The organism is Paenibacillus sonchi, from assembly GCF_016772475.1.
In the GTDB taxonomy this organism is placed as follows: Bacteria; Bacillota; Bacilli; order Paenibacillales; family Paenibacillaceae; genus Paenibacillus_AQ; species Paenibacillus_AQ sonchi.
Window position 1 is genome coordinate 2,749,045 of sequence record NZ_CP068595.1, and the last position, 20,300, is coordinate 2,769,344.

Sequence of the window (20,300 nt, forward strand, 5' to 3'; positions counted from 1 at the left end):
GATGTTTCAAATGAATATTCAGCAATTAAAGTGCTTTGTTTCTCTTGCCGAGACACTGAATTTTTCAACAACGGCGGAGAAATTAAATTTGACACAACCTGCTGTAAGCCACAACATAAAAAGTTTAGAAAATGAGCTGGGAATCATTTTATTTGTCCGCAACAAAAGGACTGTTAATTTGACTTTAGCCGGCAAAAGCTTTTACGAAGATATGGAAGGGCTTCTATTCAGATTAGACCAATCTATTAAGAAAGCAAAACGGCTCTCGGAAAAATATGAAAGCACTTTGGTTATCGGATACACAGAGACTGTTTTTGAGAAGAAAGTTTTGCCGGACATGATTAGGCGATTTAAGGAAAAATACCCGCAGATTCAAATTCAGTTGAAAAAGTCTAATTTGACCAGAGAGAAAGAAGATTTATTAAACCAAAAGTTTGATATCATATTTACTTCGGAAGATAATTTGGGAAAGGACATTGATTTTTGTTTTTATCCGGTACTTCAAGGGGCCTATGTTTGTGTACTGCCCAAAAATCATCCTTTCGCGAATGAAAGTGAGCTGGACATCGAACAATTAAATCATCAATCGATCATTTTATTTGACGAACACCAATCCCCCCAACCCTAAAAAAGATGAACAGGAAAATTATTGAGAATTGCCCCGATTCCATTTATACCTATGGAGATACCATTAATACAGTACATACCATGATAAAAAGTGATCTTGGCGTTTCGGTTCTGCCGGACTTTGTGATTGGAGAGGATTGCGAGATCGCCAGTGTTCCTTTAAGCTATACTGAAGAAGTGGTTTACGGTCTTGCTTGCCTTAGAAGCGAAGTGCGCTTAGAAGTAAAACACTGGATTTCAACTATAAAAGAGTTACTCACTTAAACCAAATCAAGTCATATCATCCCGAAGCGCGTCAATAATATTTTCTCTTTTTATCCTGCTAATGGCATACAGCATTGTAATGAACACCACAAAGAACACGCTGAACACGCTGATTCCGATACTGCCCCACGGGAACACAAAAGCGATATTGTCCGCCCCGCCGCCCATCACTTTGTAAATCAGCCAAGCAGAGATTGCCGCTATGGGAAGCCCGAAGATCAGCGCGCTCATGCCATAAAAGGCACACTCGAAATTCATCATCTTTTGGAAATCGCGTTCCGACATCCCCACAGAGCGGAGCATGGCAAGCTCCCGCCGGCGCAGCTTGATATTGGTGGAAATGGTGTTGAACACATTGGCAACCGTAATCAGCGAAATCATAATGATAAAAGTATAAGCGAACACGTTGGCAATGAATATCATATTACGGTTCTCATCAAGCACTTTAGAAAAATTGTACAGGGTATAATTGGATTTAATTCCCGCACCCTTAATCATCGCTTCCATTTTAGCCGTCGACTGTATGGGAGTCTTTGACCGAAAGGTCAAGGCCTTAACAGCCACATGGGTATCGGAGGTTTCAAATTTCTCTTTGATTGAATAAGGGACCATCACCTTAAAAATGAACGGATTCTTCACCTTGGAGTCTTCTGGGATCGAAGGTCCATCAGGTGGCACGGTATTGACAAACTTAATACTTACGTTTCGCCCCTGTTCCATCTTCGGCTTGCCATTGGTTTCGGGAGCGATGGTAAAATTCATGGAAGAACTCTTGAACAGATCACTAATATTCTCAACCTCTTCCTCCCGGTTATCTTTCATGTGGTTTTTCATTTTTGCAACGGCGATCATTTTCGCATTTTGCCCGGTATATTCCTCTTCCGGCAAGTTCAAGCTTTTGATAATGTTCAGGTAGGCGCTGTCATCAAGAAACTGAATTTCCATTGGCAAATTAACCGTTTCATCCAGCGAATGTGAACCCGCGTATTTCCAATAATCATCTGAAAGATCGCTTGCTTTGGCAACGCATGAATACTTCATAAGCGCTTGATACGAGCTTTCGTAAACACCATCGGCGGTTTTTAGTTTGTCATAAAGCGGCAGCATTTCGCTATCGTTCATGTCCTGTGTGGACATAATGATGTCAAATGTAGTAAACACTACTGCCCGCTCCGACCATTGCTTCAAATCCGTTACAAAAGCACTGGTGGATATAAACAGCACTACGCTTAAAACAAGGGATAGTACAATGCTGCGATACCGTTTCTTGTTTCTTTTAAAATTCTTTAGCGCAAGGGTTCCCTCTAAACCGTAAATACGCTGCGCCAGTTTTGACGTTTTCACGGCTTTGGATTCAATTTTGACCTCGTTCGTCTGACGAATAATCTCCATAACGGGAGTACTTGCGGCCTTTCGGGCCGGAATATAGGCCGAAATCAGAATGGTAACCATGCTAACTGCAGCCGCAGCAACAATTACGGGAATGGACACTGTCAATGTTAAAGGTACGTTGGTGTAGAGAATGTTCTCAAAATTCCTGGCGACAACGGAAATCACAAGCCTGATACTGCCTATGCCGGCAATAACGCCAATCGGTATGCCGGCCGCACCAATGCAAAGTCCCTCAAACAGCACCGAATTTCGCAGCTGCCTCGCTGTGGCTCCCACTGACGAGAGAATCCCGAACTGGTGTGTGCGCTCGTTCAGCGATATGTTGAACGAATTATAAATCAGAAAAATCGAGCCGATCATGATCAAGGCAACCAAAATGCCGCCAACCGAGTACAGAAGCGTGTTGAATATATTATCGCCCGAAAGACCCATGAAGCGCAGCACATTATCGTTAAAGACGTAAGCCCCGGTTCCGGCTGTGCTGCTTGCGTAAGCGTGAACACTACGCGGGTTTTTAAGCGTGACAAATAGGTTTAAGCTGTCCGCTGTGTCCCCGGCATCTGCTTTCGTTATCAAGGTATATCCCGGCGCGGAAGGTTCCTCAAAACCGGGTAAATAGTAGATACCGACAATATTGTAGGTTCTCTTGGCTTTTGGCATAAGAGTTTCTTTCCCGGAAATGTAAGGGTCGTGTTGACCGAGATTCTTGTTGCCATTCATGCGGTTTCCGACAGCAAGTGAAAGCGTGTCACCCTCCGCGAATTTAACGCCGCTGTTTACTTCGGCGCTCATCGGAACAAGAATCTCCCCGCTGTTTTCAGGCAGCCTGCCGGACATCAGGCTGATGGGCAAGGTATCAAAGGCTTTCTTGCTAAATCCGGCCATAAAAAGATACGGCTTTTTGGGGTTTTTCCCTCCGTCAAGTTTTGCGTAGCCGATATTTTCAACTGTTGCGGTGTTTGCAACTCCCTTGTCGAGAGTTCGTTCCTGTGCGAAAGAGGAATCAACGTTCAAAAACTCGACGTGCCAACCGCCGTATTTCTGGGCCGCGCCGTTTGCCATATAGTTCAGCAGGGAAACGCCAAAGGTGGCTACGCCTGTGATCATGGCGGCGGACAGAACAACTCCGATAATTGTGACAATTGTTCGGGTACGGCTTTTTTTCATGCTTTGCAGGGTGACCTTGTTAAAAATGTTCATGGCCGCACCCTCTCGTCCCGCACTACTTTGCCGTCTGATATGCCGATAATGCGGTCTGCCTGGAGGGCGATATTCTCGTCATGGGTGACGAGGAGCAGGGTCTGCCCATATTTTTTATTGCTTTCTTTCAGCAGCTTGATGATTTCATGTCCATTCCGGCTGTCCAGACTGCCCGTGGGTTCGTCGGCAAGCATGACCGCCGGGGCATTCATCAAGGCACGTCCTATGGAAACGCGCTGTTGCTGACCACCCGAAAGCTGATTGGGTAAATGCGTTTTGCGGTCTTGCAGCCCAAGCATTTCGAGCAGGTCATTCAGCCGTTCCCCGTTGACCTTCCGCTTGTCCATCAGGATAGGCAAGGTGATGTTTTCCACCACATTCAGCGTGGGAATGAGGTTGTGAAACTGGTAGATCAGTCCGACCTGCCGCCTGCGGAAGATGGCGAGTTTTTCATTGCTTTGGGCATATACATCCTGCCCCTCCAAATACACTTTTCCGCTTGTCGGCACGTCCACGCCGCCGATGATGTGCAGCAACGTGGATTTGCCGGAGCCGGAGGAGCCGATAATTGCGGTAAACTCCCCCTTTTCGAGGGTAAGCGAAACATGGTCTAGCGCAGTAACTTGATTTTCGGCCTTGCCATAGAGCTTGCATAAATTTTCAATTTTTAAAAACTCCATTATGTGAGTCTCCTATCTCATGTTTTACCCATATAATAGAACCTTCAACTTACATCTCTGTGACTTTCAGGTGAGAGATCCGTCACTTGGGGAAACGAATGGCAAATATCGCGCCGCCCTGCGGGTGATTTTTTGCGGTAATCGTCCCTCCCTGCCGTGTTATGATCATCTTGCAGAGAGAAAGTCCAATCCCGTATCCTGTAGCGTTTGGGTTTGTCCCGCGGTAAAACCTGTCAAACAGGGAGGGCAAATCTTCTTTTTCAAAGCCTGCGCCGCTGTCGTGGATGGTTATCTCAGTAAATAAGGGGTTGTCTGTGCAGACAATCTCAATCCTCCCGTTCTCGCCTGTGCTTTCCATGCAATTTTTGAGGATATTTTGAATGGCTTCCGAAAGCCAACCGGAATCGCCCTGAATAATCATCCCTTCCGGTGCGTCTATTTGAAGATCAATATCATGCAGCTCCATGGGGATCAGGAACGGGCGAAGCGCGGCGTTTATCAAGTGGTTCACATCGATCTGCCCGCTTTGGAACACCACAATGCCCGCGTCCAAGCGGGATAATTTCAATAGGGAAGTAATCAGCCAATCCATCCGCACAAGCAATTCCTCTGTTTCCCGCACAAATGCTTTCCGCTCGTTTTCATCCGGGTTATTCGCTAACAATGACAGAATGAGGTTCGCGGATGTGAGCGGGGTCCGGAGCTGGTGGGCGATGTCGGCCAGCGAATCGGCAAGATGTTCTTTTTCTTTTTTCAGCGCGTTGTTTTGGTCCCGAATACGCAGCGTCATTTTTGTGATCTCGCTGTGCAGAATGGAAAGTTCGCCCTCGTCCGATTCACCAATAAACAGATGGTCAGCATTATGAAGCACAAGGTCAATTTGATTGGAAATCCGCGCAATGTTTTTGTACCGGGCTTTGGTAAACACGAAAAACGCTGTGCCAAAGGCGGCGGCAGAAGCCATGGCAAGGATTCCCGCCAACGTATTGATTGCAAATCCCACCATTACAGAGGTGGCGGCCATTAAAGAGAACAAAATGGCAAACAGCCGAAACTCTCTATTCCGAAGCATACTCGCTCCCCAATCTATACCCTGTCCCGCGAACGGTCAGAATGATTTGCGGGTTTGCCGGGTCGTTCTCGATCTTCTCCCGCAGACGTTTGATGTACACGGTCAGTGTATTGTCATTGACAAACTCGCCTGCTGCGTCCCACAATTCGTCAAGCAGCCTGCCCCGCGTGATAATACTTTTTGGGTTGCTAATAAACACCAGCAGCAAGCGGTATTCTAATGCTGAAAGAAAAACCTCGTTGCCGTTTTTTTTCACAACACCGCTTGCCGTATCGACATGAAGCCCGCAGATTTCAAAAGCCGAACCGGAACGTCCGCTTCTTCGCAGGGCGGTTCCAATTCGCGCAATCAATTCACGCGGACGAAAAGGCTTGGTGATATAGTCGTCCGCGCCTATGTTCAGCCCGGTAACAACACTCGCCTCATCGCCGGAAGCCGTCAGAAAGATAACGGGAACATCCCCAGTTTCTTTGATTTCCGTGCACACTGTAAAGCCATTTCCGTCAGGCAAAGAAATATCAATCAACGCCAAGTCAAATTTATTTCCGGCAATTGCGGCAAGGGCTTCACTCCGCGTAGGGGCGTGGGTGACTGTAAATCCTTCCGAGCGAAGCAAAAGGATAAGGTTTTTAGCGATTGCCTTATCGTCCTCAACCAAAAATATCCGTTTCATTTATGTTCATCATCCTTTACTTTACTGCTCATATACTGTCAATCTGCCGGGTTTTCGGCGTCAACTACGCCTAACACCTCCATAACTATTAAATTTCTTTTGACGGAAATATACAAGCAGGGCGGCATTAAAGATCAGCATTCCAGCAATCAGCTTGGTATTCCGAAATGTCAGGTTCCAATATTGCCCATTTCCCGCTATACTGAAATAACCTTTCGGAAGATAGTTGAGGAGAGATTAAATGAAATCACAAATTATGTATGTGCTTCTTATGTTTTTGTTAAGTATTTCAAGTAGTAATAAAATTTCTGACACCAGTGTTCCAACAATTACTTCTTCTGCCCATATTACTCCTTCTGAAAGTAAACTTGAGAACAATAAGAGTTTAGCTATGGAAGCATATAAGACAGTATTGCAAAATAAGATTGAATTTTACAGCATAGAAACTAAGAAAAAGGTATATTTGAATGATTTTTTAACTAATAACGAGATTTATGGAACTACATCTAAAATAAATCACTTTGCCGTGCTTGATATGGATGGTGACAAAATACCTGAAGTTGTTCTTGGATTAACAGTAGATGAGAATCCGAATTTTGTTGAAGTCCTGCATTATATGAACAGTGAAGTCTATGGCTACTTTTTTGGAAACGACCAGTTAAGTGATCTTAAAACTGACGGAACATTTAGATGGTTAAGCGGCGGGTTAACTTACAACGGATATGGAAAATTAAGATTCCAAACCAATTCCTGTGAAATTGACAATTTAGCTTATCATGAATCGAGTGCTACTAATGAATCATCCACCACATTCGCCATAGCATACTACATCAATAATAAACTAGTTACTGAAGATTCATATAAAGCTTTTGTTAAAGAAGAAGATGCTAAAAGGGATGTAACGTGGTATGAATTTTCTCAAGAGAATATATCAACAGTGACTTCAAAAACAAGATAGTGATATTACGTGATATATAACCATGAAAAAATGAGAAGGGAAGTTACGCGTATCTGACTCTTCTACGGGACTTTCTATACCTGAACACACTCGAAATCCTGGAACGGACTGTAAAACGGGAACTGTATGAAGAAGTTGGAATCGAGATAAAAGATACTGTTACTTTTGCATACAGCTCCTCCTTTGTGACAGATGATGGACGCAACGTTATAAATATGGTCTTCCTATGCGAATATGACAGCGGTACAGCACATAGCAAAAGTCCAGATGAGGTTGAAGCCGTATATTGGATGACCTACGAGGAAATAATGAATCACCCCCAAGCTCCTCCTTGGACAAAAGAGAGTATACGAAGAGTAGCGTTAGCAAGAATATAGGCCGCTGGATTATATTTCGGCTGATGTGCGTGATGACAACCCGGCTTCGTTCAGAATTACGAAGACAGCTCCTCATCAGCCGTATTAACCCCGTAGCGTTCTAAAGCCTTCGTCGATGACTCCAACATACGTCTTTTTAAATAATCGCTTTGGGCCACCCGAACCCGCTTCCCCAGAAAACGGATCTTGGAAAGTAAATACTCCATTTCGTCCCCAAGCAGAGTGACACGGACTTGATAGGTATCGTTCTCCATATCGTACTCAACGTTTTTTTCAAAGCTGGAGAAGGTGTACAGGATGCGGGACAACTCCGCGTTATACATCCGGACAATTTCAATGAGCACTTCACTCTTACGGGATTCAAGTGTTTTTCCGATCTCCTGTTGAATGCTTTGTGCTGCTGACGGTCCGATAGGTTCAGGTGTGACGGATTGGATCTTCTTCAGCCTGGTGCTCATGAAGGCGTGATGCCTGGTGTGATACCAGAGCAAATACCATTCCCGTTTGACCATGGAGTACTCCAGCTTATACGGAAAACCCGGATAGTCTGTGTTTACACGTCCACCCTTAATCTCGCAGGTTATACGGATGCCCGTCTTATTCAGAATGTGTCGGCGCAAAGGCCGCAGGAGCGGGTGGTAGATCTGCTTTTCCATCGTACGGGCTTTTTCAATTAAATGGCTTGTAGTATCCATCATCTGATCCGAGGCGAGGGCAGAACGCAGCTTGTCCAAAGTATCTGCTGTGAAAGCATCCGCCGCGGCGGGATGTTCCAGCATCGTCTTCAGCCAGGCCCGTTCGTGTGACGTGACCATAAAGGTACCGGAATCCTCCAACCGGGAGATGATCTGGTGATTGAATATTTTCTCAAACAGATTCATAGTAAGACTGAATCTCCTTCCATTCGGCAATCATTTCCCGGCGCAGCTGAACAGGCTCCAGAATCTCACAGCTGGAACCGAAACTCCGCAGCCACGGCTTGATTTCGGTGATCCCGTTAACAGTAATTTCGTAGATAAATGAATGTTCATCTTCAGACACGATCTGTCCCCACTGTCCCTGCAGTTGTACCCGTTCCTTGATGAAGTTCGGTCCGGAACCTCCCGGATTATAAAATCGGGCGCGGACTGTCACCGGACGTCCCGTATCGATCAGCCAACTGTAGCGTATTTTCTCGGCAAGCTCGCTTTTCTTTTCCTCATACCAGGCCTCATCCACGGGTTCATCCTCTTCAATGTGCGTGATTCCTTCCATGCGGTATTTTCGAATCCCCTCCCGGCTGTGGGAAAGCAGATACCATCTTCCATATTGATGATCATAGACAATTTTCAGCGGCAGCGTCTTTTCAGCTTTGCCCTCCGTATCCCGTTCAAACAGGGGATTGGTGTTTTGGGAGGCGTAGTTTTTTTCAGACTTCGGCGAGAAGTACAGAAAACGGACCTTGCGGCGGAGACGGATGGCATGAAGGAGCGTGAAGAGATGCGCTTCGTCCAAGATCCGGGAGTAAAAGTGATATTTATATAAAAATGGTTCAACAGCATGCTGCTCGAATTGATTGTGCAGAAGATGCTTCTTTAACCCATCGCGCAGCAGGTAGCCTTGAACGGAAGGGACCTGCGTGTTCGCCATCACATCCACAAAATCATATAAATCGATAAGCTCATCGTCCGATAAGCCGCGGATTAATTCGTCTTGAATGCGGTAACGGAAGGGGCGGGGCCCTTGCTCCCTCTTGATGACTCCGACCTCCTCCAGGTACTTGAGGTCCGAGCGGATAGTCTTCTCGTCAGGCAGAGGAAGATGGGAAGGCAGACTGCTACAGCATATATCCAAGAGCTCCATCGCAGTCAAAGCCTGTTCATTCATCGCGGCCAGTAGCAGCGAGACTCTCTGACTTTCGGATTTCTTGACGGATTTGGCGCGATACAGAAACAGGAGCAGCGGGTCGGTGGAGTCATAATAGCTGTACCGTATAGTTTCAGATAATTCCTTGCTTTGTTCCTGCGGCAAATGCTGGTGCACGGAACTGACGACCTCTTTGAGCCGCCGGATTGTTTTATCAAAGGTGTGGACGGAAATGCCGAGCCGCTCTGCGAACTGTTGTCTGCTAAACGCCCCGCTAGTCAGTACTAGCATACGCAAGAATTGGATTTCTTTATCGAAGCTCTCCTTAGCCAAAGTGATCCCCCGTTCCCAAAAGCATCTTCTTCCATTGTAACAGGGGAGGGAATGGGATGAAATGAAAAAACTTCGGTCGTAATACTTTCGCCATGTTCGTTCCGCACCAAGTAAGCGAATATAGATACAGAAGCTGATGCGATAATGCGGCGGCTTACAAGATCATCGGGTTGTTCCGATAGGTATTGAAGAAAGTAAGGAAGAGGTGATGTGAACGATGGTTATTTTTTTCGATAGAGCTATACGGCCACTTTGGGAGGGCAAGCCCTCCATTTATTCCTATATTCAGGGACAAGGGGAATCCGTGGACGGATCGCTGCCGGATGACGAAGAATTTTGGGCCGGCAGTACAATCAGATGGGTAGCGGGCGGTATGGATGGAGCATTTGGGCATCATGCCGGACCTGCTAAGATGACGGATGAGGCACGGGAGCTGGTTCACCTGCTGGCGAAGCAATCCAGAAAGCCTAAAAATTCAATAAGAAAGGCCCTATATGCTAAGCTTGTGAAGACAGATATCGGCGGCATGATGGATACCGTTCTAGATGAGGTACGCATGCAGCCCGGAATACAGCCAGGTCCCGTATTCCTTGAGGCGAAATGGCTGGCGGAACATGCGGCTCACCGGAATGCCGTCAAATTCGGAATTGCAATGCTGGGCCTTTTTCAGAATGAGCAAGAAAAGGACCTGCTTTTAACCCTGGGGAGACACGAGGAATTTACGCTATATGCTGCGGTTGCGATTCATAATGGAATGGAAGACAGCAATCAGGTTCTATTTGAATTGGCTCAACGTGTTCATGGCTGGGGGAAAATACATATCGTCGAGAGACTTGAGCCGGCTAGTCAGGAGATAAAAGATTGGCTGCTGCGGCAAGGATGCCGCAACAGCGTCATGAACGAATATTTAGCCTGTATTTGTGCAAGAAATGGCGGCTTGCGGGAGGCGCTTTCGGCTGATCGGGTAGATAGCGCATTATTAGATGGGGCAACCGATATCATTGAAGCGTTATTGAATGGCGGGCCGGCTGAGAACATGGATGATTATGAGCATGCTCCGCAGGTGTTGTCTGATTACGTGAGGCTGACCCGGGAGATAGGGACAGCCGCAAAACATCTGTCAGCTATATTTAGCATTCACGCCTTCCTGACTCAGGATGAGGAGGAGTGGGCTGTCCGGATGTCGGCGGGCTGGAGCGGGCAGTTAAGAACCGGTATTAGCGATGCTTGCCAATCTATTATGGCCGACACCAAGTGGATCAGCATTGTTATGGATACTGTTAGCAGCGGTGATTCGCCGGACCGTTACTATGGCGTAGCTTGTGCGGAGCAGCTTGGCATTGATATTTGGGACACTCTTTACGATCAGCTTGCAGCAAACCCGCTACAGAATTTTTATTACTATCAGCTTATGAAATCGAATGATCCAGACCGGATTCGAAAGTTTGTTCAATTCGCCACCGAACATCTTCCCTTGCAGCAAATCGCCACAGGCCCCGGGAATAAGATGGGGTATGGCGAAGAATATGCAGCACATAGGAATTTGGGCGCTATTTTGCAGAGCTTGGACCGGTTCGAAGGGATTGGTACAGAATTGATCTTCACTGGCCTGAACAGTCCAGTAATCTCAAACCGGAACATGGCGCTCAAGGCATTGGAGGGCTGGAACGTTACTTCTTGGGGGGATCGGCTTGTTGAAGCGGTCACTCACTTATTAGTAGTCGAGCCTGAAGACTCGGTAAAAGAACGGCTTCGCGAACTCCGTGAGGCAAAAGGTTTGTAAGTATGGGAAAAGCATTTATTATGTAGGAGTGCCTGGAAAGAGACACACAACGGCAAAGAAGTCGTCGTCGTCCGCAAAGGGGCGACCCCGTCCGCGCCCGGCCAGGTTGGTTTTATCGGCGGCAGTATGGGGGATATATCCGTAGTCGTAAAAGGAAAGGATAGCATAGAGAGCAAAGATTCTTACTACAGCACCGTTCATGGAGCAGGGCGAATCATGAGCCGGACCCAGGCGGCAGGCAAAATGAACTGGAAAACCCGCACCCGCAGCGGCGGTCAAATTACTGCAGAGCAAATGCTGGAGGCTGTCCGGGATTTCGGTGTTGAACTGCGCGGTGCAGGCACGGACGAAAGTCCTTTTGTTTACCGGAAGCTTCAAGAAGTATTAGATGCGCATGCCGGAACAATCGAGGTCATGCATGTACTGAAACCGATTGGTGTGTGCATGGCTGGAGCAGATGAGTTTGATCCGTATAAGGATTGAGGCAATTCCAAAAGTACATCAAAGATCGGCAATCGGTCTCTGGACACGATCGTATATGTTTCATGCTATATATTATCCTTCTATTTCTCGCTGACCCCCCCGTCCTTTAAAAGAACAGCGCAGCCGTTTCCGCTTATCAAAAATCAGGAAGTGCGCTTGCTTCACATTTGCAGGAATGTCATATTAAGTGTGAGGTGAATACACTTTATGGAACGTAAAGTTGTAGAAAGATTAGTTTCATGGAAGAATAAGCCCCAAAGAATGCCTCTTGTCATCTATGGAGCTAGGCAGGTAGGAAAAACCTATACGGCGCTTACCTTTGGAAAAAACCATTATAAAAACACCGTTTATTTTAATATGGAGGGCTCCAGTGAGATTGCCTCCATCTTTGAGCGGGATTTAAATCCAGAACGTATTATCAAGGAATTGTCTGTAAAAAGTGGACAAACCATTTTTAAAGACGATACCCTGATTATTTTTGATGAAATTCAGGCCTGCGAGCGGGCGTTAACCTCTTTAAAGTATTTCTGTGAGAACGAGCCGGACTATCATATTATTGCTGCGGGCAGCTTATTAAGTGTGGCGCTGAATCGTGAGAAGTATTCCTTCCCCGTTGGAAAAGTGGATATGATGAATTTGTACCCCCTTGATTTTGAAGAGTTCTTATGGGCGACAGGGCATAAGGATATGTGCGAGTTGATTAAAGAATCGTATGAGCACTTTACTCCCTTATCCTTGCATGAAACGGCTATGGACTTGTATAAAACTTATTTGGTAGTTGGAGGAATGCCAAGGGCCGTTATTGAATATGTAGATACGCAGGACTTTAATTTTGTCGTTGCCGCTCAGAAAATGCTGAACGATGCATATATCGCTGACATGGCCAAGTATGCCTCACCGCAGGAAACGACAAAAATCATGGCCGCATGGGCCAGTGTTCCCGCGCAGCTAGCCAAAGAGAACCACAAGTTTCAGTATAAAGTGATTAAATCGGGTGCAAGGGCTTATGAGTACGAAACGCCGCTGGATTGGTTGAGGACAGCAGGAATGATCAACAAATGTATTCGGATTACAGAAGGGAAAATGCCGCTTAGCGCTTATGCAGATAACAGTTCCTTCAAAGTGTACATGATGGATACCGGATTGTTGTGTTCCAAATTTGATATCGCAGCGAATGTGATCATGAACGGCCCGGCAAACTTTAATGGATTTAAAGGCGCCTTGGCCGAGAATTATATTATGCAGGCTCTTGTCACGAACGGCTTCACTCCGTACTACTGGAGTTCTCCAGGCAAAGCGGAATTGGATTTTGTGTTTCAAGATAGGCAGGGGAATATTATTCCCTTGGAGGGGAAATCAGCGGATAACGTCCGAGCGAAAAGCTTGAAAAACTATATTTCCTTGTATCAGCCGCCTTATGCGATTCGGGTCTCCGCTAAAAATTTCGGGTTTGAAAATGGGCTGAGAAGTATCCCACTTTATGCGTTGTCTTGTTTGAAGCGGATATAAAGAATGTTATTTCAAGACTAGAGCTAAAGTGATGATATATAAGATTCAGAAATACGTCAGCGCTGAAGTCCGGTTGGCGTTTTTTCGTGTATATACAATTTATGGAGGCGAAAAGTCATGGCAGATAAACGTTGGTCGTATAATCCCAAGCCGGTTAAACTGGGGGCGACGGATAAATCAAGGTTGGAAGCGGCAGTCAAACAAGCGGTAACGGCTTCCCCGGAGCTAACCCAAAGAGTTCATCGTGTTGAAGTAAAGGCAGGAAGGATATACTTGTATCGCCTGCATGAACAGTTTGGTTGGGATAACCCGGAGGCGCAATTTATAAAGCCGTTAATTGAGGGCAAATATGCGGAGTTTCCTATGGCCCGCATTACGCTTTTTGATACGCATGGTGACAAATGCGAAGCGGCTTTTCAGCGACACACCGGACAATGGGTCAGTTTGTATGAAGGCAATGTGACGGAATGCCTGGGTTTTATTGAAGAGAATAATCAATGGTTTTTATAAGAGCTGGCTATCATATAAAATATATCCGTGGAGAAGGGAACAATCTGGCCTTTGGAAATCATGGTTTTGAGGGTATGATATACTCGTGAAAGAAGTAAGGGCATAAACAACTTAGTTTTACTACTTCGGGATAAAAATTTGTCCTGTATTCATAGAGAGGTTTTGGATATGACAGAGAATTTTTGGCGTTGTCCTAAATGAAAAGAAGACACCAGGAAACCTGGTGTCTTCTTTTTTTATGCTTATGCAGGATCAGATGAGAAGTTGTATTTTCGTAATATATTAAAATCATTCGTGCATTACCCATATTTAGACTTTCCCTTCCTGTTGTTATTATGAAAGCTGTTACAGCAAGTAATTGGCGTTTAAACGCTGTCCAGGAAAGCGCATACAATTAACATCTGGAAGGGAAGGGCATCGTTTTGTTACTGCGCAAGACATTTGGCGGATCAGTGTGGTCAGTAGAAGCAGGGCTGCATTCATATGTCAGGGCTGTAGATAATCGAGGTCTTCTATCCGTCCGCTTTTGTGAATGCGTTTTCAAGCTATTGTCTGCTATTTAAGTTCAGAGGGAGGTGTTGTATTGATCGTCAATCCAGACATGACATCAACCCAGGAGTAAATATTAAAAAATAGGATATCTGCAACCGAAACAACCTATTAATTGCGATGACTCTAAAACAAGACTTTAGAGATTTCCTTAAGAAAAGGAGTCAAACTAAGATGAACAGTAGAAAATGTGTAATCAACATCTCCCGTCTCCTCGTCTTCATCATGTTGTTCTCCATCTTCACGTATACTCCCGTCCCGGCTGCTGCGGCTGGAGAGGAACCGTCAATTGAACTGAACGACCTCATTGCTCAAGCCGAAGCTTTAAAAACCGGCAATCCGGAATTCCCGCTCCAAGTCAGTCAGTCTGTGTATGGAGCTGTCTATGATTCCGATCCCTATTTCCGTCTTGATCCGGGTCCGGGTAAGGTTCCTGTAAAAGTTACCGCGCCCACTAATACCTGGACGGCAAGAACTCCGCTGGACAACCGTGTCCCCGCCGACTTTGCCGGTGGCACATTCAAGACGATCCCGTATCCTTTTGCAGATGCCCAAGGTAAAGCGGAAGTGCTTCAGATTAATTACGCCCATAACGGAAAAAGCACGTTCGGCGGCATAAGTCTCGAATCCCCGTTGTCCCCGTCCGTAAATGTCACTGATGGTTCAACGATTGAATTCGATGTCTACTATCCTAAGAGCGCGCAGGGCAAATACATGAGGTGGAGAGTCAGAAATACCAACACCAACCTCGATAGCTACCTCAGGGATTACCAGTACAACAACCTAAATCCCGACTGGGTTGGCAGTTACAACGGTGAATCCTGGTTGAAGGCGCATCACAGTATTACCGCCTCAACAGGCGTTTCCTCCAGCTTTATTCTTGAGCTTCATGGCGAGAATGCCCGTCCTGAAGAAACTGGTATGCTGCTTGTCGCCAACATCCAGATTACCGCACCTGATCCTAATGGTGTTGCACTTCCGGACGTAGTCAACAAGGAACACCAGAGTGCCGTAGCGCCTCTAAAGAGTGTTTACAATAAGGAAAATGGCCTGTTTATGGTTGGTGCGATCGGCACCGGACCCGTAACCGGAACCAGAGCCAATCACTATGAAATCTTCGTCGACGGCAACAATCTGAAGGCCGATGGAACGCATCCCCGTGGCCCGGAATGGCTGAAAAGCGTTAACGGCGAGGCTCTGAACGGCGCAACCACTGCCCCTGGCTTAGCGGAATACAGTTTCCCGACCAACGCTTATCAGGCGATCAGGGATTCGGGAACTCCCGGACAGTACAAGTCTCACGGCCATGTTCTGGCATGGTACAACCAGGCGCCTGGCTGGATGACTCAGATTATTCCTGCGAACCTTGCCTCCGGGTATAATGGCGGGACCGATTTCTACGGACTTGGCAACGGCGTTACCACTACGGTTAAGGTAGACAAAGAGATGGCAAGAAGAGTGCAGTTTAACCACACCATGTATGTGATGCGGCACTTCCTGACCACAGATACGAAGTACGGCTCAAGCGAATCCCGTGGCGTCATTCCTTTCAATTCCTGGGATGTACTCAACGAAGAGATACACGAAAGCCGCCACAGCGAACTCATCCCGGGGATGCGAACAGCTGGAGAACGAGCCTGAAACACACCAACTGGCTTGCTGCAATGTCAGATGATCAGATTGGCGGCGACATCACAGATCATTACGTTTACTTGCTTTTCAAAAACGCGCACATCGCGGCCCCCAACGCCAAGATGGCGGAAGCTTACAAAGCCAATTACGCTAACCTTCCAGAGTACATGAAGCTTGATGGACACGACAATGAAGGCAGCATTGACGCTTACATCGTTGATAATCCTCCGAAGCTGACCTACAACGATTACGGACTTGCGACCCGCAGCAAAGCGAGGACTGTATACAACATGGTTCTCGAATTAAATACTGCATGGCGCTCCGATCCGCTGTATGACGGAAGACCTCTTATCGAGGACATCGGTATCCAGGGACACGACGCGGTGGGTAAGACCCTTGCAAGCGATAACCAATATGCGATGGCCCTCTATGCCTCTCTCGTGGACCGGGGCCTGCTATCTGGTATTACCTATTCAGAGCTTGACCTTAAGGTGCCGACCGATGCTCCCGGAGGCGGTGCGACTGCTCCCGCAGTACTCAATGTCAGACAGTCAGACGCCCTTGGTTATCAGTACGCGCTGCTCTACAAAATGTTCAACAAGTTCGCCCCGTATATCGATCACATCATCAGCTGGGGGGTATCCGGTTCCGGATGGCAGGGGAGCTATGTCCTGTTTGACGGGCAGAGCAATGCAAATGCCGGCTACTATGGCGCCATGAAGCCGGACAGATTTATTCTTGGACATTCGTATCTGGATGATTACTTTGCAGGCGAATATCAGACCATCGGGAATAATGCCATCGACCTTGGCGATCTTGGAGTCTATACACCAAATAGTGTGAATGCCGACCTCAGCAGCCTGACACTGAGTGCGGGAACACTCCAGCCGGCGTTCAACGCAGCCACCACAGAGTATGATGTGTCCCTGAAGGATGCTGACAGCATTACCGTGACAGCGGCAGCGGCAGACAGCAGGTCAACCATTAAAGTGAACGATACGGCGGTTGCCAGCGGTACCGCTTCTGAAGCTATAACGCTGACACCTGGTACAAAAACGGATATAAAGGTTGAGGTCACAGGTGCAGACGGCAGGGTCAAGACGTATACCCTAAAAGTAACCAATAGCAAGACGGAGACTCCGTCCACTCCGGAACCTGGAACACCATCCGCAACGCCTGATCCTGGGACATCTTCAACGCCTGCACCTGGAACGTATTCAACGTCTGCACCTGCAGCATCTGCAACACCTGCACCTGCAGCACCAGTTGTACAGGGCCAGAAAGTAACCATGCAGGCGACTGTGAATAATGGAACTGCATTTGTTAAGGTACTGGATCTGGCAAAAGTAAAGGAATTCATGGAGAAAAATGTTACCCTGGACATACCAGCGGCACAAGGAGTGAATTCATACTCGGTAGGCTTGCCTGCTGCAGCGCTGACAAGCGGAACAAAGGATGACAAACTCACCATTTCCACAGAATTCGGTCAGGTAGTAATATCCGGTAACATGTTAACAGGCACAACTGAAAGCAGCGGCAAGGAAGTAGCACTGGAGATTGGAAAAGGCGACAAGGCCAAGCTTCCGGCGGAAGTGAAGACGGCTCTCGGCGATAAGCCGGTCATTCAGCTTAGCCTTAAGGTGGACGGCAAAGAAACGGCCTGGAGCAATCCCGATGCACCTGTAACGGTATCCGTGCCTTACAAGCCGTCTGCGGATGAATTGAAGAATCCCGAAATGATTGTTGTCTGGTACATTGACGGAAGCGGGGATGTTCTAACAGTACCGAGCGGACGCTATGCTCCCAAGACCGGTATGGTAACATTCACAACTACTCATTTCAGCAGCTACGCAGTAGCTTACGTATCCAGGACATTTACAGATCTCGGAACGGCTGTATGGGCCAAGAACGCGGTCGAAGTACTTGCGTCAAAGGATATTCTCAAGACAGAAGGTCATGTATTCAATCCGTCAACCGGTATCACAAGGGCAGATTTCCTGTACTCCCTTGTCAGGGCACTTGGCTTGAATGCAAGAGTAAATGGAAATTTCAGCGATGTACAGAAGAGTACTTATTACTATAATGAAATTGCAATTGCTAAAGCACTTGGTATTACGAATGGCATAGACAACGACAGTTTCGGCAGCGCCTATAAGATCACAAGACAGGACATGATGGTGTTGACCGAAAGAGCCTTGAAACTTGAGAAGAAGTTGAGTAACCAGGCTGAGGCTGCAGATCTGGAGAGATTCACCGACAAGTCCGAAGTTGCTTCCTATGCGGTGAACAGCGTAGCTGCGATGGTTAAGGAAGGGTTGATCGAAGGCAGCGGGAACAAAGTCAATCCGACCGGAAACACAACCAAAGCAGAAGCTGCGGTGTTCCTCTACAGACTGTATAATAAGTAAGAAATTCGCATAAGGATGATGGAAGCCGTGACAGCTATTGCTGGCGCGGTTTCTTCTATGTGCGGCGAAAATAGGTTTAGGTATCCCCTTTAATTTAACGGATCTCTCGGGGGTATGATATACTCATTAAAGAAGTAAGGGCATAAACAACTTAGTTTTACTACTTCGGGATAAAGATTTGTCCTGTATTCATAGAGAGGTTTTGGATATGACAGAGAATTTTTGGCGTGATTTACCCCGGCCTTTTTTTATACTGGCACCCATGGAAGACGTGACGGATGTTGTTTTTCGCCATGTCGTAAGTGAAGCAGCCAGACCGGATGTGTTTTTTACGGAGTTTGCGAATACAGAGAGTTATTGTCACCCGGAGGGAAACCATGCGGTGCGCGGGCGTTTGACGTTTACAGAGGATGAACAGCCCATTGTAGCTCATATCTGGGGAGATAAGCCGGAATTCTTCCGTCAGATGAGCATCGGGATGGCGCAAGAAGGCTTCAAAGGCATCGATATTAATATGGGTTGTCCTGTAGCGAATGTAGCAGAGAACGGGAAGGGAAGCGGCCTGATCTACCGTCCCGAACTCGCAGCGGATATCATCCAGGCTGCCAAAGCCGGGGGACTGCCCGTCAGCGTAAAAACAAGGCTCGGTTTCAGCAGCTTAGACGAATGGCGCGGCTGGTTAACCCATATTTTGCAGCAAGACATTGTGAATCTGTCCATTCATCTGCGCACAAGAGAGGAAATGAGCAAAGCAGATGCCCACTGGGAACTGATTCCGGAGATCAAGCAGCTTCGTGATGAGGTGGCGCCAGATACCCTTCTGACCATTAACGGGGATATCCCTGACCGCCAGACCGGCCTGAGGCTCGCTGAAGAGTACGGTGTGGATGGTATTATGATCGGGCGCGGTATTTTTCATAATCCATTTGCTTTTGAAAAGGAGCCGAAGGAGCACAGTAGTAGGGAATTGCTTGATCTGCTGCGGCTGCATCTGGATCTCTATGATCAATACTCAGTGCAGGCACCACGTTCGTTCAGCCCCCTTCAACGATTCTTCAAAATATATGTCCGCGGATTCCGCGGGGCAAGTGAATTAAGAAATAGCTTAATGAACACCAAGTCCACAAGTGAAGTGCGTGCGCTTCTGGGTGAATTTGGAGGCAAGGAGCAAGATGGGGCGGAGGAACTTGGGGATTAAGCTGCCAAGATTGTAGAAATCTGTGTGGAAAATAGAAAAAGAAGTGAAATGATTGAGGATTGGATGAATGGAGAGGGGGACCCACCCGGAGCCAATAAGCCTTTCCTCTTTTTTATATGGAGGGGGATCACATGTCCTGGAGCAAATTGAAGCAACAACTGGAGGGCTTTCTCAGTCCTGCATTAAACGGAAGGGTAGAATACCGCGCCCCAGGTTACCGTTACCTGCCTGATAAATCAGGGATTTGCTATATTTCGGTAGATAAAAAGAACGTACTCAACATGAGTGATAAAACGAACGCGATCAGATGGTATCAAACAGAGCTGGAAATCAAAAATGATCCGGATATCCAAATTCCTATCACCAGTGACGACATTGAAGCAGTCAGACAAGCGACGAAGGGGCCAGTGCCGGAGGATCGTCTAATCGTAATGGCCAGAAGCAGAAAAAGTACAGAGCATGCCAAAGAGCTAATGTCAGCACAGGCTGCATTAACTAAATCGAATTTTATTGTGGTGGCGAATAAGTTCCTAACTACTCCGATAGAGGAAAGCTTAGAGAGCAAGGATATGGTATTGAATATTCTAGCCCTGCTGGACAGGAGAGTTGGCAAAAAGCGGATTTTAAGCATGTCTGAGATGATGCAGTTAAAGCATCCGGTTGTGCAGTATTTTTATGAATTGCGGCGGGGTAAATAAAAATGCTAAAGATACATTAATCATGGAATTAATTATAAAAACGGTAATAAAATATAGTACCCTGTGGATCATCCAAGTGGATGCTTATCCTCCCGTGGGCGGGATACAG

17 protein-coding genes and 1 pseudogene are annotated in these 20,300 nt (G+C 46.8%); 12 read left to right on the top strand and 6 right to left on the bottom strand.

Annotation, left to right across the window (positions count from 1 at the left end; all coding sequences use genetic code 11):
- Positions 1-10 precede the first annotated feature (10 nt).
- On the top strand, positions 11-628 hold the full coding sequence (locus JI735_RS12585) for a LysR family transcriptional regulator (RefSeq protein ID WP_233476366.1): 618 nt from the start codon (positions 11-13) through the stop codon (positions 626-628).
- Positions 629-633: 5 nt separating this feature from the next.
- Entirely contained in the window at positions 634-891 is a 258-nt protein-coding gene (locus JI735_RS35625; protein ID WP_233476367.1) for a type 2 periplasmic-binding domain-containing protein, read from the top strand.
- A 6-nt stretch (positions 892-897) separates the two neighbouring features.
- Here JI735_RS35625 and JI735_RS12590 read toward each other — a convergent pair whose 3' ends face one another.
- From JI735_RS12590 to JI735_RS12605, 4 genes are all read right to left on the bottom strand, one after another.
- Complete coding sequence (locus JI735_RS12590; RefSeq protein WP_039836621.1) at positions 898-3,483, bottom strand: ABC transporter permease; 2,586 nt, start codon at positions 3,481-3,483, stop codon at positions 898-900.
- Positions 3,480-4,163: an ABC transporter ATP-binding protein gene (locus tag JI735_RS12595; RefSeq protein ID WP_039836619.1), complete on the bottom strand. Its 684-nt coding sequence runs from the start codon at positions 4,161-4,163 to the stop codon at positions 3,480-3,482. The genes JI735_RS12590 and JI735_RS12595 overlap by 4 nt, the downstream gene beginning before the upstream one ends.
- Before the next feature lie 82 nt (positions 4,164-4,245).
- A complete protein-coding gene (locus JI735_RS12600) occupies positions 4,246-5,235 on the bottom strand; it encodes a sensor histidine kinase (RefSeq protein ID WP_039836617.1) in 990 nt (329 codons plus the stop codon).
- Positions 5,222-5,908, bottom strand: coding sequence for a response regulator transcription factor (locus tag JI735_RS12605; RefSeq protein WP_039836616.1), 687 nt, complete (start codon positions 5,906-5,908; stop codon positions 5,222-5,224). Before JI735_RS12605 ends, JI735_RS12600 begins: the two co-directional genes overlap by 14 nt.
- 241 nt (positions 5,909-6,149) lie before the next feature.
- On the opposite strand from JI735_RS12605, the gene JI735_RS12610 reads away from it, so the two are divergent.
- Positions 6,150-6,866, top strand: coding sequence for a hypothetical protein (locus JI735_RS12610; RefSeq protein ID WP_051051961.1), 717 nt, complete (start codon positions 6,150-6,152; stop codon positions 6,864-6,866).
- Positions 6,867-6,964: 98 nt separating this feature from the next.
- Positions 6,965-7,243: an NUDIX domain-containing protein gene (locus JI735_RS12615; RefSeq protein WP_267919278.1), complete on the top strand. Its 279-nt coding sequence runs from the start codon at positions 6,965-6,967 to the stop codon at positions 7,241-7,243.
- A 56-nt stretch (positions 7,244-7,299) separates the two neighbouring features.
- Here the strand turns inward: JI735_RS12615 and JI735_RS12620 are convergent, their stop codons facing one another.
- Positions 7,300-8,124 carry a WYL domain-containing protein gene (locus tag JI735_RS12620; RefSeq protein ID WP_039836615.1) on the bottom strand — a complete coding sequence of 275 codons (825 nt, stop codon included), beginning with the start codon at positions 8,122-8,124 and terminating at the stop codon, positions 7,300-7,302.
- The gene (locus tag JI735_RS12625) at positions 8,111-9,421 is read right to left on the bottom strand and encodes a helix-turn-helix transcriptional regulator (RefSeq protein ID WP_039836614.1); all 1,311 of its coding nucleotides are present in this window, start codon (positions 9,419-9,421) and stop codon (positions 8,111-8,113) included. Before JI735_RS12625 ends, JI735_RS12620 begins: the two co-directional genes overlap by 14 nt.
- Positions 9,422-9,926: 505 nt before the next feature.
- Here JI735_RS12625 and JI735_RS12630 point away from each other — a divergent pair.
- From JI735_RS12630 to JI735_RS12665, 8 genes and pseudogenes are all read left to right on the top strand, one after another.
- Entirely contained in the window at positions 9,927-11,204 is a 1,278-nt protein-coding gene (locus JI735_RS12630; RefSeq protein ID WP_233476368.1) for a limonene hydroxylase, read from the top strand.
- 30 nt (positions 11,205-11,234) lie between these two features.
- Positions 11,235-11,687, top strand: a pseudogene (locus JI735_RS12635) (RtcB family protein); the annotation flags it as partial.
- Positions 11,688-11,894: 207 nt separating this feature from the next.
- The gene (locus tag JI735_RS12640) at positions 11,895-13,196 is read left to right on the top strand and encodes an ATP-binding protein (protein WP_039836612.1); all 1,302 of its coding nucleotides are present in this window, start codon (positions 11,895-11,897) and stop codon (positions 13,194-13,196) included.
- Between the two features lie 117 nt (positions 13,197-13,313).
- Entirely contained in the window at positions 13,314-13,706 is a 393-nt protein-coding gene (locus JI735_RS12645) for a hypothetical protein (protein WP_039836611.1), read from the top strand.
- A gap of 723 nt (positions 13,707-14,429) precedes the next feature.
- A complete protein-coding gene (locus JI735_RS12650; RefSeq protein WP_202677437.1) occupies positions 14,430-15,896 on the top strand; it encodes a hypothetical protein in 1,467 nt (488 codons plus the stop codon).
- Positions 15,897-15,919: 23 nt separating this feature from the next.
- Positions 15,920-18,295 carry an S-layer homology domain-containing protein gene (locus JI735_RS12655; protein ID WP_202677438.1) on the top strand — a complete coding sequence of 792 codons (2,376 nt, stop codon included), beginning with the start codon at positions 15,920-15,922 and terminating at the stop codon, positions 18,293-18,295.
- A 208-nt stretch (positions 18,296-18,503) separates the two neighbouring features.
- Positions 18,504-19,493 carry a tRNA dihydrouridine synthase gene (locus JI735_RS12660; protein ID WP_039833041.1) on the top strand — a complete coding sequence of 330 codons (990 nt, stop codon included), beginning with the start codon at positions 18,504-18,506 and terminating at the stop codon, positions 19,491-19,493.
- 131 nt (positions 19,494-19,624) lie between these two features.
- Positions 19,625-20,191, top strand: coding sequence for an SF0329 family protein (locus tag JI735_RS12665; protein WP_039833042.1), 567 nt, complete (start codon positions 19,625-19,627; stop codon positions 20,189-20,191).
- Positions 20,192-20,300 lie beyond the last annotated feature (109 nt).